16 protein-coding genes and 1 pseudogene are annotated in these 13,882 nt (G+C 61.4%); 15 read left to right on the forward strand and 2 right to left on the reverse strand.

Features of this window, described 5'->3' with window-relative positions; genetic code table 11:
- Positions 1-123: 123 nt before the first annotated feature.
- From pmtA to AC4PTT_RS01070, 13 genes are all read left to right on the forward strand, one after another.
- Entirely contained in the window at positions 124-741 is a 618-nt protein-coding gene (pmtA, locus tag AC4PTT_RS01010) for a phospholipid N-methyltransferase PmtA (RefSeq protein ID WP_206545529.1), read from the forward strand.
- Between the two features lie 171 nt (positions 742-912).
- Positions 913-1,503, forward strand: coding sequence for an NADPH-dependent FMN reductase (locus AC4PTT_RS01015; RefSeq protein ID WP_113153678.1), 591 nt, complete (start codon positions 913-915; stop codon positions 1,501-1,503).
- A 2-nt stretch (positions 1,504-1,505) separates the two neighbouring features.
- Positions 1,506-2,201, forward strand: a complete 696-nt coding sequence (gene pyrF / locus AC4PTT_RS01020; RefSeq protein WP_492161948.1) for an orotidine-5'-phosphate decarboxylase — start codon at positions 1,506-1,508, stop codon at positions 2,199-2,201.
- A 36-nt stretch (positions 2,202-2,237) separates the two neighbouring features.
- Positions 2,238-2,546: a DUF1330 domain-containing protein gene (locus AC4PTT_RS01025; protein WP_206545531.1), complete on the forward strand. Its 309-nt coding sequence runs from the start codon at positions 2,238-2,240 to the stop codon at positions 2,544-2,546.
- A gap of 49 nt (positions 2,547-2,595) precedes the next feature.
- The gene (locus tag AC4PTT_RS01030; protein WP_317088516.1) at positions 2,596-3,108 is read left to right on the forward strand and encodes a GNAT family N-acetyltransferase; all 513 of its coding nucleotides are present in this window, start codon (positions 2,596-2,598) and stop codon (positions 3,106-3,108) included.
- A gap of 201 nt (positions 3,109-3,309) precedes the next feature.
- Complete coding sequence (locus tag AC4PTT_RS01035) at positions 3,310-4,662, forward strand: polyhydroxyalkanoate depolymerase (protein ID WP_420505369.1); 1,353 nt, start codon at positions 3,310-3,312, stop codon at positions 4,660-4,662.
- A 314-nt stretch (positions 4,663-4,976) separates the two neighbouring features.
- Positions 4,977-5,528 carry a transglutaminase-like cysteine peptidase gene (locus AC4PTT_RS01040; RefSeq protein ID WP_222474331.1) on the forward strand — a complete coding sequence of 184 codons (552 nt, stop codon included), beginning with the start codon at positions 4,977-4,979 and terminating at the stop codon, positions 5,526-5,528.
- A gap of 76 nt (positions 5,529-5,604) precedes the next feature.
- A complete protein-coding gene (locus AC4PTT_RS01045) occupies positions 5,605-6,285 on the forward strand; it encodes an ankyrin repeat domain-containing protein (RefSeq protein WP_432516441.1) in 681 nt (226 codons plus the stop codon).
- A complete protein-coding gene (locus AC4PTT_RS01050; RefSeq protein WP_492161949.1) occupies positions 6,282-6,770 on the forward strand; it encodes a nucleoside deaminase in 489 nt (162 codons plus the stop codon). Before AC4PTT_RS01045 ends, AC4PTT_RS01050 begins: the two co-directional genes overlap by 4 nt.
- A gap of 128 nt (positions 6,771-6,898) precedes the next feature.
- Positions 6,899-8,107: an amidase family protein gene (locus tag AC4PTT_RS01055; RefSeq protein WP_492161950.1), complete on the forward strand. Its 1,209-nt coding sequence runs from the start codon at positions 6,899-6,901 to the stop codon at positions 8,105-8,107.
- Positions 8,108-8,188: 81 nt separating this feature from the next.
- Positions 8,189-8,512, forward strand: a complete 324-nt coding sequence (locus AC4PTT_RS01060; protein ID WP_113153670.1) for an ArsR/SmtB family transcription factor — start codon at positions 8,189-8,191, stop codon at positions 8,510-8,512.
- Positions 8,509-8,919, forward strand: a complete 411-nt coding sequence (locus tag AC4PTT_RS01065; RefSeq protein WP_492161951.1) for an SRPBCC family protein — start codon at positions 8,509-8,511, stop codon at positions 8,917-8,919. Before AC4PTT_RS01060 ends, AC4PTT_RS01065 begins: the two co-directional genes overlap by 4 nt.
- A 45-nt stretch (positions 8,920-8,964) precedes the next feature.
- Positions 8,965-9,369: a DUF1801 domain-containing protein gene (locus AC4PTT_RS01070; RefSeq protein ID WP_492161952.1), complete on the forward strand. Its 405-nt coding sequence runs from the start codon at positions 8,965-8,967 to the stop codon at positions 9,367-9,369.
- 151 nt (positions 9,370-9,520) lie between these two features.
- On the opposite strand, the pseudogene AC4PTT_RS01075 reads toward AC4PTT_RS01070, so the two are convergent.
- A pseudogene (locus tag AC4PTT_RS01075) lies at positions 9,521-10,426 on the reverse strand (YifB family Mg chelatase-like AAA ATPase); the annotation flags it as partial.
- A gap of 58 nt (positions 10,427-10,484) precedes the next feature.
- Between AC4PTT_RS01075 and AC4PTT_RS01080 the strand changes: the two are divergent.
- A complete protein-coding gene (locus tag AC4PTT_RS01080) occupies positions 10,485-12,020 on the forward strand; it encodes a recombinase family protein (protein ID WP_492161953.1) in 1,536 nt (511 codons plus the stop codon).
- 64 nt (positions 12,021-12,084) lie between these two features.
- Here the strand turns inward: AC4PTT_RS01080 and AC4PTT_RS01085 are convergent, their stop codons facing one another.
- On the reverse strand, positions 12,085-12,453 hold the full coding sequence (locus AC4PTT_RS01085) for a hypothetical protein (RefSeq protein ID WP_492161954.1): 369 nt from the start codon (positions 12,451-12,453) through the stop codon (positions 12,085-12,087).
- 594 nt (positions 12,454-13,047) lie between these two features.
- On the opposite strand from AC4PTT_RS01085, the gene AC4PTT_RS01090 reads away from it, so the two are divergent.
- Entirely contained in the window at positions 13,048-13,665 is a 618-nt protein-coding gene (locus AC4PTT_RS01090) for a recombinase family protein (RefSeq protein WP_317088508.1), read from the forward strand.
- Positions 13,666-13,882: the final 217 nt, after the last annotated feature.

Genomic DNA, 13,882 nt, shown 5'->3' on the forward strand with positions numbered 1-13,882 from the left:
AATTGGACTGCATTGGGCTATTGGGACTGGATCGGGCTGTTCGGCCCGATCTACGGAATGGCGGGATACTTCCCGCAATAAAAATGATTTTATAACGGGGTTTTGAAGGAGGATGGCGGTACGATGAGCAAAGGGCAAGGTGTGCGCAAAGCGATCGCAGACCGTTTTGGGGAAGAACTGCGCTTCTTTCGCGGCTGGATTGACCAGCCCAAGGCTGTCGGCGCCATCATGCCCACAAGCAGTGTCACCGCCCGGCGGATGGCATCGGTCATCGACACCAAATCCGGGTTACCGGTTCTCGAGGCAGGCCCCGGGACCGGCGTCATCACCAAGGCGATCCTCGCCCATGGCGTCGACCCGCAGAACCTTTACGCCGTTGAGTACTCCCCGGATTTCGTGACCCATCTGCGCGAGACCTATCCGGGCGTGAACGTGATCGAGGGCAACGCCTTCGATATCCGCAACACGCTGGAAAAGGCGCTGGGCGAAAAGACGCCCAAACTGTTCGACAGTGTGGTGTCCGGCGTTCCGCTGCTCAACTTCCCCGTTGAAGAGCGCGTTGCCTATATGGATTCCCTTCTCGACCTCATTCCCGAGGGACGTCCGGTGGTGCAACTCACCTACGGCCCCAAATCCCCGATCCCGGCGGGCCAGGGCAATTACACGGTCGAGCATTTCGATTTCGTGCTGCGCAACATCCCCCCGACACAGCTCTGGGTCTATCGCCGGGGAAAGCACTAGATCGAGCCCCGGATTGAACGGGCCTGTGAACCACCAGCAAAAACGTCTTCAGGAGCCGCTTGTCGGCTCCTTTTCACATCTGCCGCCGGTGGCGGTCTTCCACACGCATATTCCATTGATTGAAAAGTTCATTGCTTATACGGCTCTTCGCAAACAGAGGAGCATTCGCCGATGACCCCCAAAATCCTTGTCTTTGCAGGATCGATCCGCACGGGCGCCTATAGCGGCCAGACCGCCGACGCAGCCATGAAGGAACTCGCGCAGCAGGGTGCGGAGGTCACGCGCATATCGCTGGTGGATTATCCGCTGCCGATCATGGACGAGGATCTGGAGCGGGAGAAAGGCATTCCCGAGAATGTGTACCGGCTCGGCCGGCTGATCGCCGCGCATGACGCAGTGCTGATCGCCAGCCCCGAATACAACGCTTCCATTCCGCCTCTGCTCAAGAACACGATCGACTGGGTAAGCCGCCTTTCCAAGGACAATGGCAAGCCCCTGCGCCCCTGGGCCGGCAAGCCCATCGCGCTCTGCTCTTCTTCCGACGGCAATTTCGCCGGCATTCGCGGGCTCTATCACCTGCGCGCCGTGCTGATGAACTGCAAGGCCGACATCATCACCCCTCAATGCTCCGTTGCCCGCGCACAGGATGCCTTCGACACCGATGGCAGCTTCAGGGACGAGCGCACACGGGGCATGATGGAAGCCGTCTGTCGCGGACTGATCGAACGTGCCAAACTGACCTCAACCCGTGTGGGAGCCTGACCATGACCAACGATATTCGCGACCGCCTGATCGTGGGCCTCGATGTACCGACCCTGACCGAGGCGGACCGCGTGGTCGCCGCGCTGGGCGACACGGTGTCCTTCTACAAGATCGGGCATCAGCTCGCCTTTGCCGGCGGCCTGAGCTTCGCGCGTGAGCTGGCCGGCTCCGGCAAGAAGATCTTCCTCGACATGAAACTGCTCGACATCGACAACACGGTGGCCAAGGGCGTCGAGAACATCGCGCGGATGGGCATGACCATGCTCACCATCCACGCCTACCCCAAGGCGATGCGCGCTGCGGTCAAGGCAGCCGAAGGCTCCGGCCTGACCCTGCTCGGCGTGACCGTTCTCACCTCCATGGACGATGCCGACCTGAACGATGCGGGCTATGCGCTTGCCGCCCGTGAACTGGTGGCAAAGCGCGTTGCCCAGGCCCGCGAGGCCGGCATGGGCGGCATTGTCTGCGCCCCGACCGAGGTGGAGGAAATGCGCGGCGTGGCCGGCCCTGACATGGCGCTGGTGACGCCCGGCATCCGGCCGGCCGGCAGCGACCATGGCGACCAGAAACGCGTCATGACGCCAGGCGACGCCATCCGCGCCGGCAGCACGCATCTGGTGGTTGCGCGCCCCATCGTGGCGGCACAAGATCCAAAGGCTGCGGCAGAAGCCATTCTCAACGAGATGGCGGCAGCCTGACAGAACAGGCACGAACCAAGCAAGGGAGGAGGAACCATGCCCAACGAGCCCAAGGAGCCCAAGGGATACTGGATTGCCCATGTCGATGTGCGCGACCCAGAGCGCTACAAGGACTATGTGGCCACGGCCAAGCCGGCCTTCGAGAAGTTCGGCGCGCGCTTTCTGGCGCGCGGCGGCGAATGGGAAGGACTGGAAGGCACCGGACGCGGACGCAATGTGGTGATCGAGTTTCCCTCGCTGCAGGCCGCACATGATTGCTACAACTCGCCCGAATACCAGGCGGCGAAAGCCATCCGCAACACGGTGGCCGATGCCGACATGGTGCTTGTCGAGGGCGCGGAATAATCCCCGAAACCGCGAGGACAGGCCCACGGCAACCGCAGTTCAGGACTATGTGATCCGCCCTTACCGGCCGGCCGATGCGCAGCATCTACCGGCCGTTGAGGTGCGCGCTGCGCAGCTTTTTACCGAACACGGGCACGCGGATCTCGCCGCCACACCGGCGATGGAAGCAGACGCCTTTGACAGGCTCGCCGCGCAGCGCCGCACATTCGTGGCGGTTCATGTGGCAGACGGCCCGGTGGGCTTTGTCATCACCAGCCCCATCGACGCATTTCTCCATGTCGAAGAGCTCTCCGTTGCGCCCGAACACGGACGCCGTGGGCTTGGCGGGCGGCTGCTTCGGACCGTGATCGGTGAGAGCCGGGCGCTCGGTCTGGAAGGCGTGTCGCTCAGCACGTTTCGGGACGTGCCCTTCAACGCGCCATTCTATGAGCGCCACGGCTTTGCCGAATGGCCTCTGGATGCGGCGCCCGAAGCACTGAAAGAGCGCTTTCTGATCGAAATTCCGCCCGATGTTTCGCCGGAAAGCCGCCTTCTAATGCTGCGCCGCAACAGCAACGCTTGACGTTCAATCTTATTTTCTATTTTAGAATCATATAGTTGATGAAACGCCCCCTCTCCGAAAAATCGGAAACGCGCGCTTCTATTGCAACGCAGCAAAAGTCGTTTACTCTGATTGGCATGCAAACGACCAAGGCTTCGCCGTCACATATCCACTTCCCCTGGCGGCCTGGCCATAGCGAAGGTCCTCCCAGGAAACCTAGCAATGTATTATCAGCTTTATGAATTCAACCACGCCGCGCTGCAGCCGGCGCGGGCCTATGCCGACGCCGTTCGGCTTTTTTACAGCAACCCCATGAACCCGGTCGCCAAGACCTATTTCGGACGCAGCGTCGCCGCCGCTGCCGAGGTCTTCGAGCGCAGCACACGCCGCTACACCAAGCCTGAATTCGGCTTGAAGGAAACCAGCGTCAACGGCGTGAAAGTGGCCGTCAACGAGCAGATCGTCTGGTCGCGCCCGTTCTGTGACGTCATCCGCTTCAAGCGTGACCTGCCCGAAGGCGCGCATGCCGGCCCGAAGATCCTGATGGTCGCGCCCATGTCCGGCCACTACGCCACGCTGCTGCGCGGCACGGTGGAGACCATGCTGCCCTATGCCGATGTCTACATCACCGACTGGTCGGACGCGCGCATGGTGCCGCTGGCCGACGGTTCTTTCGATCTCGACGACTATATCGACTATCTGATCGACATCTTTGAGCAGATGGGTCCGGACACGCATGTGATGGCCGTGTGCCAGCCCTCGGTGCCGGTGCTTGCCGCCATCGCCATCATGGAGGCGCGCGGCGCAAAGACCGTGCCCGCCAGCATGACCCTGATGGGCGGCCCCATCGACACCCGCAAGAACCCGACCGCCGTGAACGAGCTGGCCGAGGAGAAGGACATTTCGTGGTTCCGCGACAATGTCATCATGCCGGTTCCGTGGCCCAATCCGGGCTTCATGCGTCAGGTCTATCCGGGCTTCCTGCAGCTTTCCGGCTTCATGAGCATGAACCTTGATCGCCACATCACGGCGCACAAGGACTTCTTCATGCATCTGGTGAAGAACGATGGCGATTCCGCGGAGAAGCACCGCGACTTCTATGACGAATATCTGGCGGTGATGGACCTGACGGCCGAGTTCTACCTGCAGACCGTGGAGACCGTGTTCATCCGGCACGACCTGCCGCGCGGCCAGATGCGCCATCGCGGCGAACTGGTCGACCCTTCCGCAATCAAGCGCGTGGCGCTTCTGACGGTGGAAGGCGAGAATGACGATATTTCCGGCGTCGGCCAGACGAAGGCCGCGCATGATCTGTGCGTCAACATTCCCGACGACATGCGTCATCACTACATGCAGCCCGCCGTTGGCCATTACGGCGTCTTCAACGGCTCGCGTTTCCGCTCTGAAATCGCGCCGCGCATTCTCGACTTTATGCGCAGCAACCCGGCCGGCGGATTGAAGACCGCAAAGCCGGCAGCAGCCGAAGCCGCACCGGCGAAACCACGCGCCGGGACGGCGAAAAAGCCGGCCGCCCGCAGCCGCAAGCCGTCCACAGGCTCCAACAGCGCGTCCTGACCTGCCAGTCTCGGCCCACCAGTCTCGACCCGCCAGCCATGACAGTTATCGCCCGACGCTGAAAAGCTTCAGTGTCGGGCGCAGATCATCCCCTGCGGCAATGGCATTTGCGCAACAGGAAGCGCCAAAGCCGGTGGCCAGAAGCACCGCTGGTAACCATAGCTGGTAAGATTGCCGCTCTGCTGATTGACACCGACACCCCATCATCCTTAACGTTTCGTTAACGATTGAAACGAGCGGGGAGCGCCATGATGGCTGCTTTGCGGGGGGGATTCCGCAGTGGGGTTCTTGCGAGCCTTTTTCTGGCAGGGGGCATGATTGCGCCGGCCGGAGCGATGAATCTGATGGAAACCGGCGGACTGACCTCTCAGCCCATCGGTCATTACGAGTTCTGCAAGGCCAACCCGGTCGAATGCTCGATCCGCATGCGCGATCAGGGGCCGGTGCATATGACCAAAACGCTCTGGAAAACCCTGACCGAGATCAACACCGCGGTGAACAACGCCATCGAGCCGATGAACGACATCGACATCTATGGCCAGGAAGAAGTGTGGACCTACCCTTCCACCGGCGTTGGCGACTGCGAGGACTATGTGCTCGAGAAGCGCCGCGCGCTGAAACGGGCCGGCATTTCGCTCTCCAACCTTCTGATCACCGTGGTGCGCAAGCCCAATGGCGAAGGCCATGCGGTCTTGACCGTGCGCACGGATCGCGGGGACTTCGTTCTCGACAACCTCAACAACAGCGTGAAGCTGTGGAGCGCCACCGGCTATAGCTATCTGAAGCGTCAGGCCAGCACGCATACCGGCCGTTGGGTGAGCCTGCGCGAAAGCAACAACCCGGTTGTCGGCGCAGTGAGCGAATAGCCGCACCGGCGCACTCCAAACTTCGTCACAATTGATGGACTAAGGTCTTTCCCGACCAGCAGATCGGGAGACCTCAATGAATGTATTGCGCGCACAATCCGGCCGGCGGTTTCTCCGCCTCGTGGCAGCAGCCCTGATGGCCACCGCCTTTCAAACCGGCGCCTTTGCACAAACGCCCCTCATCACCGCTGCCGAAAGTGGCGACATCGCTGCGCTGGAGAGCGCGCTTCAAAACGGCGCTGCCGTCGATGAGCGTGACGCGCGCAAGAGAACGGCCCTCATGGCCGCCGTGCAGGCAAACCAGGGGGAGGCCGCGCGCCTTCTGATCGAGGCGGGTGCTGACGTCAATGCGAAGGACGGGATCGAGGACAGCCCCTATCTGCTGGCTGGCGCACGCGGCTATCAGGATATTCTGCGCCTGACGCTCGACAACGGCGCAGACCTTGAAAGCACCAACCGCTTCGGTGGAACAGCGCTCATCCCGGCAGCCGACCGCGGCCATGTGGAGACCGTACGCACGCTGATCGAGGCCGGGGTTGATCTCGACCATGTGAACAAGCTCGGCTGGACGGCGCTGCTGGAAGCCGTGATCCTGGGCGATGGCGGGCCGAACCATACGGCGATCGTGAAACTGCTGGTCGACGCCGGCGCAGACACCGACATTGCCGACCGCGAAGGCGTGACCCCATTGCAGCACGCAAAACGCAGCGGCTACACGGAGATGATCGAAATTCTGGAAGGCGCAGGGGCAAAATGAGCGACACGAAACGTTTTCTGGACGAAGCCATCGCGCTTGCCTTCGACAATGTCGATGAGGGTGGCCGGCCATTCGGCGCCGTGGTGGTGAAGGACGGCGCGGTGGTTGCGCGCGGTGCCAATCGTATGGCGGTGGACTGCGATCCCACCGCCCATGCCGAGCTGCTTGCACTGCGCGCCGCCGGCAAGGCGCTGGGCGCGCCCCGCCTCGACGGTTGCGCGGTCTATGCCAGCGGCCAGCCCTGCCCCATGTGCTTCGCCGCCATGCGCATGTGCGGTATCGACCGGGTCTTCTTCGCCTATTCCAATGACGAGGCCGAACCCTATGGCCTGTCGACAGCCTCCATCGCCGCCGAGCTTGCCCGCCCCGTCGATGAGCAGGAAGGCATTGAAGCAGCGCACATCCCGCAGGCGCAGGGCGCGCGCGGGCATCTCTACGAAACATGGCTCCAGAGAAACAGCCTGAAGAGATCCGACGGGGCTTAACTCCGCCTCTCCGCGCTCCCGGGATCGCGACTGGTGCGTTCGCGCCGGTTCCGGCCACCGGGCCTTGAGACATTGAAGCGATTGTGGTCCGCAGGACGCTCCAGCCTGTTCTCAGATTCGGAGTGCCCATGCCCCAGACATCCCTCGCCGATCCCTCCGGTTCCCTGGTCGAGCGCCTCGACCTCGCGCCCCATGCCTCCGGCCCGCTTGATGGGCTGACCTTCACCGTGAAGGACAATATCGACCTGGCAGGGCTTAAGACCTCCTATGGCAGCCCGGCATGGCGGGACGCCCATGCGGCCCCGGTTCACAACGCCCTGTGTGTCGACCAGGTGCTCGCCGCAGGAGCGCGCTGCGTCGGAAAGGTGGTGGCTGACGAGTTCACCTACAGCCTCGACGGCGAGAGCCATTTCTTCGGAACGCCGCGCAACGGCAATGCGCCGGAGCGCATTCCCGGCGGCTCCTCCAGCGGTTCGGCCTCGTCCGTTTCCAATGGGCTCGCAGACTTTTCGCTCGGCACGGATTCGGGCGGCTCGATCCGCGTCCCGGCAAGCCTGTGCGGCCTGTGGGGCCTGCGCCCCTCGCTGCACCGCGTTTCGGAGGCCGGCGTCCTGCCCTTCATGCCGAGCGTCAGCACGGTGGGCGTGGTGGCCAACAGCCTTGCAACGCTCGACAGCGCCGCGCGCGTGCTCCTGCGCAGCGGCAAGGCGAAACCACAAAAGCTGGAGCGCATCATTGTCCTGACGGATGCGGTGGAAATCGCCGACGAGGCCGTGCAGCAGCAGGTGAAGGCGGCGCTGGAGGCGATTGCCGTGAAAACGGGCATTGCGCCGGAGCCCATGCGCTTTGCGGAACTGATCGGCGCAGTTGCCCCCCTGAGCGACTGCAATCTGAAGGCGCTTCGCGACCTGCAGACGGCGGAGTTCCAGAGCACGGTTGCGAACTGGATCGAGACCGAAAAGCCGGAACTCGGCTTCACCTTCTCGATGGCCTACGGCAATGTAGCCGCCTTCGATCGCATCCCCGCGCTCGAGAGCATCACCCATTGTGAACGCCTGTTCGAGGCGATCAACGCGGCCCTCACCCCGGGCACGGTGGTCTGCTTTCCCACGACGCCGGTGATCGCGCCGCTGAAGGGCTCCCTGACGACAATGGAAGCGGTGATCGATTTCTACGACCGGACCATGACCCTCACCGCATTCTCCGGCGTGGCGCGGCTTCCCGAAATCTCGGCCCCGATCATGACGGTCGATGACTGTCCGGTGGGGCTTTCCTTTGCTGGCGCGCATTATCAGGATGAATTCCTGCTCGATGCGGTGAGGCAGATGGCCGGCTGACACACAGCACAGCCCCGACATTGACAAATCCATAACTACAGGGTTATTCATTAAACAATAACCCTGTAGTTATGTGTAACGATGCAGCCGACCCGCGATACCCTCTTCCGAACATTGGCCGACCCCACACGCCGCACCATCTTCGAGCGGCTGTGCCGGGATGGCGATCTGACGGTCACCGCCCTCACCGCCGGGGCCGGGGTGTCGCAGCCTGCCGTTTCCAAGCATCTTGGCGTGTTGAAGCGCGCCGGGCTGGTGCATGATCGGCAAAGCGGCCGACAGACCTTTTACAGCGCCGACCCGGTTGCGCTGGCCCCGCTCCTCGACTGGACGCGTGAGATGGCCGGCTTCTGGGAGAACCGGTTCGATGATCTGGAAGATCTTCTCGACAGGATGGATCAATGAACGACGCAACAGCCGAAACGCTCTGTGTGGTGGTGGAGCGCGCGCTTTCGCATCCGCCGGAAAAGGTCTGGCGGGCGCTCACCCAGCCGCACCTGATCGCCGAATGGCTGATGAAGAACGATTTCGCACCCCGCGTCGGACACCGCTTCAGCCTGACCGCAGACTGGGGTGGCGTTGACTGCGTGGTGAAAGAGATCGAACCGCACCGAACGCTCTCCTACGCCTGGGACACAAAGGACCTGTGCAGCACTGTCACATGGACGCTGACACCGACGGCCGGCGGCACATTGCTGCGCATGGAGCAGGAGGGCTTTCTGCCAGAACAGAAGCCCTACCATCGCGGCGCAAGCGCTGCATGGCCGCGCTTCATCGCGGAGCTCGAAAGGGTTCTTGAACGCCTCGACTGAGCATCGAAAGCAGTCACACGCAAAAGAACAATCGGAGATCGCCCCATGAGCGCAACCGACACCGGCAAAACCCCGTCAGAACAGATCGATGCACGCATTGCGGAACTGAATGACTGGCGCGGCGAAACCCTCGCCCACCTTCGGCAACTGGTCCAGGAGGCCCTGCCGCAAGTGACGGAAGAATGGAAATGGCGTGGCGTTCCCGTCTGGTATCAGGACGGCATGCTGTGCACCGGAGAGACCTACAAGAAGGCCGTGAAAATGACCTTCGCCAAAGGCGCGAAGCTGGACGACCCGTCCGGCCTTTTCAACGCCAGCCTCGAAGGCAACACCCGCCGCGCCATCGACTTTCACGAAGGCGATGCGATTGATGAAGACGCGCTCAAGGCCCTTCTGAAGGCCGCAGCCGAACTGAATGCATCGACAGGCCACAAGAAGAACGCCGGCTAACCGCCTCGCCCTCTCTTGGGACCGCGGGGGCATACGTACTCACACCTACGATACAGCGCCAGTCAAGACAATTACCCGGCAAACCACCGGCCACCACGTGCCTCCGCACCGCCTCATTGAACACCCGACAGGCAAACGAAACGGCAGAGCGTCACGCCGCCTCTGCGCGCACCGTGCCGGCCACGCGATAGGAGATTGCCTCGGCCAGATGGGTTCGCGTCACATCGCCGGCGCCATCCAGATCGGCCAGCGTGCGCGCGACCTTGAGAACCCGGTGATACGCGCGCGCGGAAAAGCCGAGCTTCTCGCTGGCCTCCCGAATGAGCGCCGTGCATGGCGCATCAAGCGTCACCACATCCTCGATCATTGCGGCCGAGCAGGAGGCATTGGTCGTCCACGCAGGCAGGCCCAGCGCCGTATATCGCTCCTGTTGCATGGCGCGTGCCCGGCTGACGCGCTCCGCAACCACCGCACTGGGCTCCGAACGCCCGCCCCCGCCGATAAGATCGCTCGCGGAGACGGCGGGAACATCGACCCGAAGATCGATACGGTCGAGCAGCGGCCCCGAAATGCGCGCCTGATAGTCCGTCTGGCAGCGCGGGCCGCGCCGGCAGCGATGCCCCGGCTCCCCGGCCATGCCGCAACGGCACGGATTCATGGCCGCAACAAGCTGGATACGGGCCGGATAGCTGACCCGGTGATTTGCGCGCGCGATCACGCATTCGGCGGTTTCCAGCGGCTGGCGCAGCGAATCCAGAACCTGCGGTGAAAACTCCGGCAACTCGTCCAGAAACAGAACCCCGTGATGCGCCAGCGAAGCCTCGCCGGGACGCGCCTTCAATCCGCCGCCCACGATGGCTGCCATGGAGGCCGAGTGATGCGGCGCGCGAAACGGACGCTGATCAGTGAGCTTGCCCTCCGCCAGTTCCCCGGCAATGGAAGCGATCATGGAGACTTCCAGCAATTCGCGCGGAGACAGGGGCGGCAGAATGGATGGCAGGCGCTGCGCCAGCATCGACTTGCCTGCCCCGGGCGGACCATTCATCAGCAAGGTATAGCCCAGAAAGTTCTCACGTGCTATTGGGCAGCCTCTTGGTTCAAATGGAGGCTTCCCGATGCCGCCCCGCGCGTACTCCTACGTTCGATTCTCCACCCCCGAACAGATGAAAAGTGACAGCTTCCGCAGACAGGTCGAAGCAGCGGAGAAATACGCCGCGAAACATGGTCTTGAGATGGACACGCAGTTCACTTTCCATGACCTCGGGGTCTCCGCCTTCAAGGGTCGAAACAAAGCGGAGGGTATGTTGGGTGAGTTCCTCGCTTACGTGCGTTCGGGGGACGTCCCGCAAGGTTCCTATCTCCTCGTTGAGAACCTCGACCGCGTTTCCCGTGACTATGCCTTAGACGCCCTCGACACCCTGAAGGACATCGCGAAGGCGGGCATCACCGTGGTTACGTTGAATGATGGCAAGGCATACACACATGAGAGCCTGAGACAGAACCCCATCGACTTGCTGGTTGCAGTCATGATGTTCATGAGGGCGAACGAGGAAAGCGCCACCAAAGGCAAGCGGGTGGGCGATGCCTGGGCGAACAAACGCCGCATAGCTCGCCAAGAAGGCCGACCAATGACGCGGTTGTGTCCCGGCTGGATGAGACTACGGGACGACCGCTCGGGCTATGACCTGATTGAGGATCGGGCTGATGTTGTGCGCCGTATCTTTAAGTTGACGATTGAAGGGCGAGGACAGCACTGGATCGCCGACACGCTCAATCGTGAAGGAATACCCGTATTTGGCAGGGGGAAGATGTGGCATCGCTCTTATATCAAGAAGATGCTGCACGACAGGGCGACCATAGGCACCTACACGCCGCACCGAAAGGTTGACGGGGAACGAATACCTGATGGCGAACCAATCGAAGAATACTTCCCTGCGGTTATCGACCGGGATGTGTTTGATCGTGTGGAGGAGTTGCGGCGAGAACGCGCACAGTCTCCAACCCCTCGGAACACTTCCGTGGTGCCGGGAAGGATTACGCATATGCTTGCAGGACTGGCGACGTGCCCGCGTTGCAGAGCAACGATGACAAGGGTGGCGAAAGGCAACAGGTCGAAGCCGAAATACGTATGTGTGAAGGCAAAGGCGGGGGCGGGTTGTCAGTATCGAAGCGTACCGGTTGCGGACGTCGAGGAAGCCATCACAGCGCAGGCCTACAGGTTTGAGGCCGAGATGCCTTCGGCGGACGACAGCTTGCAAATTGAGCGGGAAAGCTTGGAGACCGCGTTAGGCGGCATCGGAGACTGGATAGACAACACCTTGGACGCCATCGGGCGCTCCCCCGCTTCGCAAGCGCTACTCGACAGGCTCACTGAATTGGAAGCCGAGAGAGCAGCCACACGAGAGCGCTTGGAGGCTGTCGAGTTAGATATAGCGACAACCTCGACAAACCGCCTTCAGAACACCGTGGGTCGGCTGTGCGAGGCCTTAGAGGAGGGCGACATGCTGGAGGCAAATGCGCAACTTCGGAGTTTATTCTCCGGTGTAACGATAGATTGGCCCGAGGGGGCGGTGAGATTTCACTGGAAGCATGTCGAAGGCGCAGAGACGAGCATCACGTATGCATGGGAAGATCGCACATCTGCTGACTGAACGCCTCCTCTACCGGCCAGAACTTAGCCCTCAGAGTTCCACTCCCGAGCGCGGCATTATGAGACTACTCGCCCCCCTCATCCGCCGGTGGCGGCATTGTAAATTCAATTGAGATCCCCCACGGAAAGCCAACGGTGAACCCCGACACCTGCACATACGGGTTCCCTGTTAGAAATGCGCGTATCTCCTCAGCCTGTTGCAAGGCACTCTGAATTTTACTCTCCAAAGCGGTATAGACACCAGATTTAAAGTCTAAAGAGCCTTCGCCCCAAGCCTGCTGATATTCGTGCCTGATCTGCGCGGAATTGACCTCCAATTCTGCAAGCTTCTCACTCAGTATATTAAATGTCTCTTCACGTGATATATTATCATCCGCAATACCATTGCCGGAACTTGCAATTAAAATAAAAGCAACAAGAAGCACCCTCTTCATAATAACATCCCTTTCCTTCTTAAACGAAGGAGACCACTTATCACTCAAGGAGACAAGTCAGAAAAATCTGCTGAGAATTTCTGAGCGCCCCATCCGATACTCAGTACCCGCGAAATCCCCCGTGGCCCCCTTCGGTTTCAACGCACGACGGGACCATACCACCCACACTAGCAGGACGAAGCACTTCCCATACCACCCACACTAGCAGGACCGAGCGCTTGAACGCAGGGTCCACTCCCGCTTAGATCATAGGGACCGGGGGTGCTGCATTGACCTCCCTGCATGAGAACCGTTGGTTTTAAAGGGGTTGCCCATAGGGGCCACACTAGCAAGACCGGGGTGATGCATTGACCTCCCTCCACGGGGCCCCTCAAGGAGACCGTTGGTTTTAAAGGGGTTGCCCATACCCCCCACACTAGCAGGGCCCTCCTGGGTTCCTCCCTTAGGGTACACCTCAGCACACTGGTCACATAAGGTATGTCTTTGGTACCAGCTTAAGGCACCCCGGAAACCAAGGCCTTGAGAGGCGCTTGACAGGGGACCTGTGGTAACATATCTTAATTCCACATTGTGTTACCAACAGGATTTCCTATCATGTCCTTCGTTCGCGCCTACCTGAGAGCCTCGACTAAGGAGCAGGACGCCAGCCGAGCCCGCCACGCCCTTGACGCCTTCGTACAGGAGCGGGGACTGAGGATCGCCAGCTACTACGTCGAGAACGAGAGCGGCGCTTCGCTGGAACGACCAGAGCTGAACCGGCTTCTGGACGATGCGCAGAGCGGAGACGTGATATTGGTCGAGCAGGTGGACCGCCTCAGCCGCCTGAAGAAAGGCGAATGGGAGCAGCTTCGGATGAGACTGAAGGCGAAGAACCTTCGCGTCGTCGCGCTCGACCTTCCGACCTCATGGCAGTTCCTCGCCCCCGCCACAGACGCCACGTCATGGATGATGGACGCCATCAACAGCATGATGCTGGATATGCTCGCAGCGATGGCCCGGAAGGACTACGAGGACCGGCGCAGGAGACAGGCTGAAGGGATCGCCAAGCGGCAAGCCGAGGGGAAGGCACTCGGAAGACCACAGAACGAAGCCAAGCGGCGAGCCATTGAGGCCGCGCTAAGAGACGGCCAGTCTTGGAACCAGATCGCAGATGCTGTCGGCGTGTCGAGGATGACTGTGGCGAGAGCCGCGAAGCGCCTGAAGACCCTGTAGCAAGATATGCTGCCCCGCGCTCCGCCAACGGTGAGCCCGCACCTCATCGCATCTCGGCCAAACCTGCCCCACCAGCAATACGGAGCGCTTTCCAGCGCCGAGCAACCGGATTTGACGGGACTGAACTTAGAGGCGTTCGCCTGCCCATCAATGTAAAGATGAGAACTTCATGCTGAAAGGACTGCACCCCCAATGACTACAGATAGCGGCCCTCCCC

It is taken from the genome of Nitratireductor sp. WH36-1 (assembly GCF_058725515.1).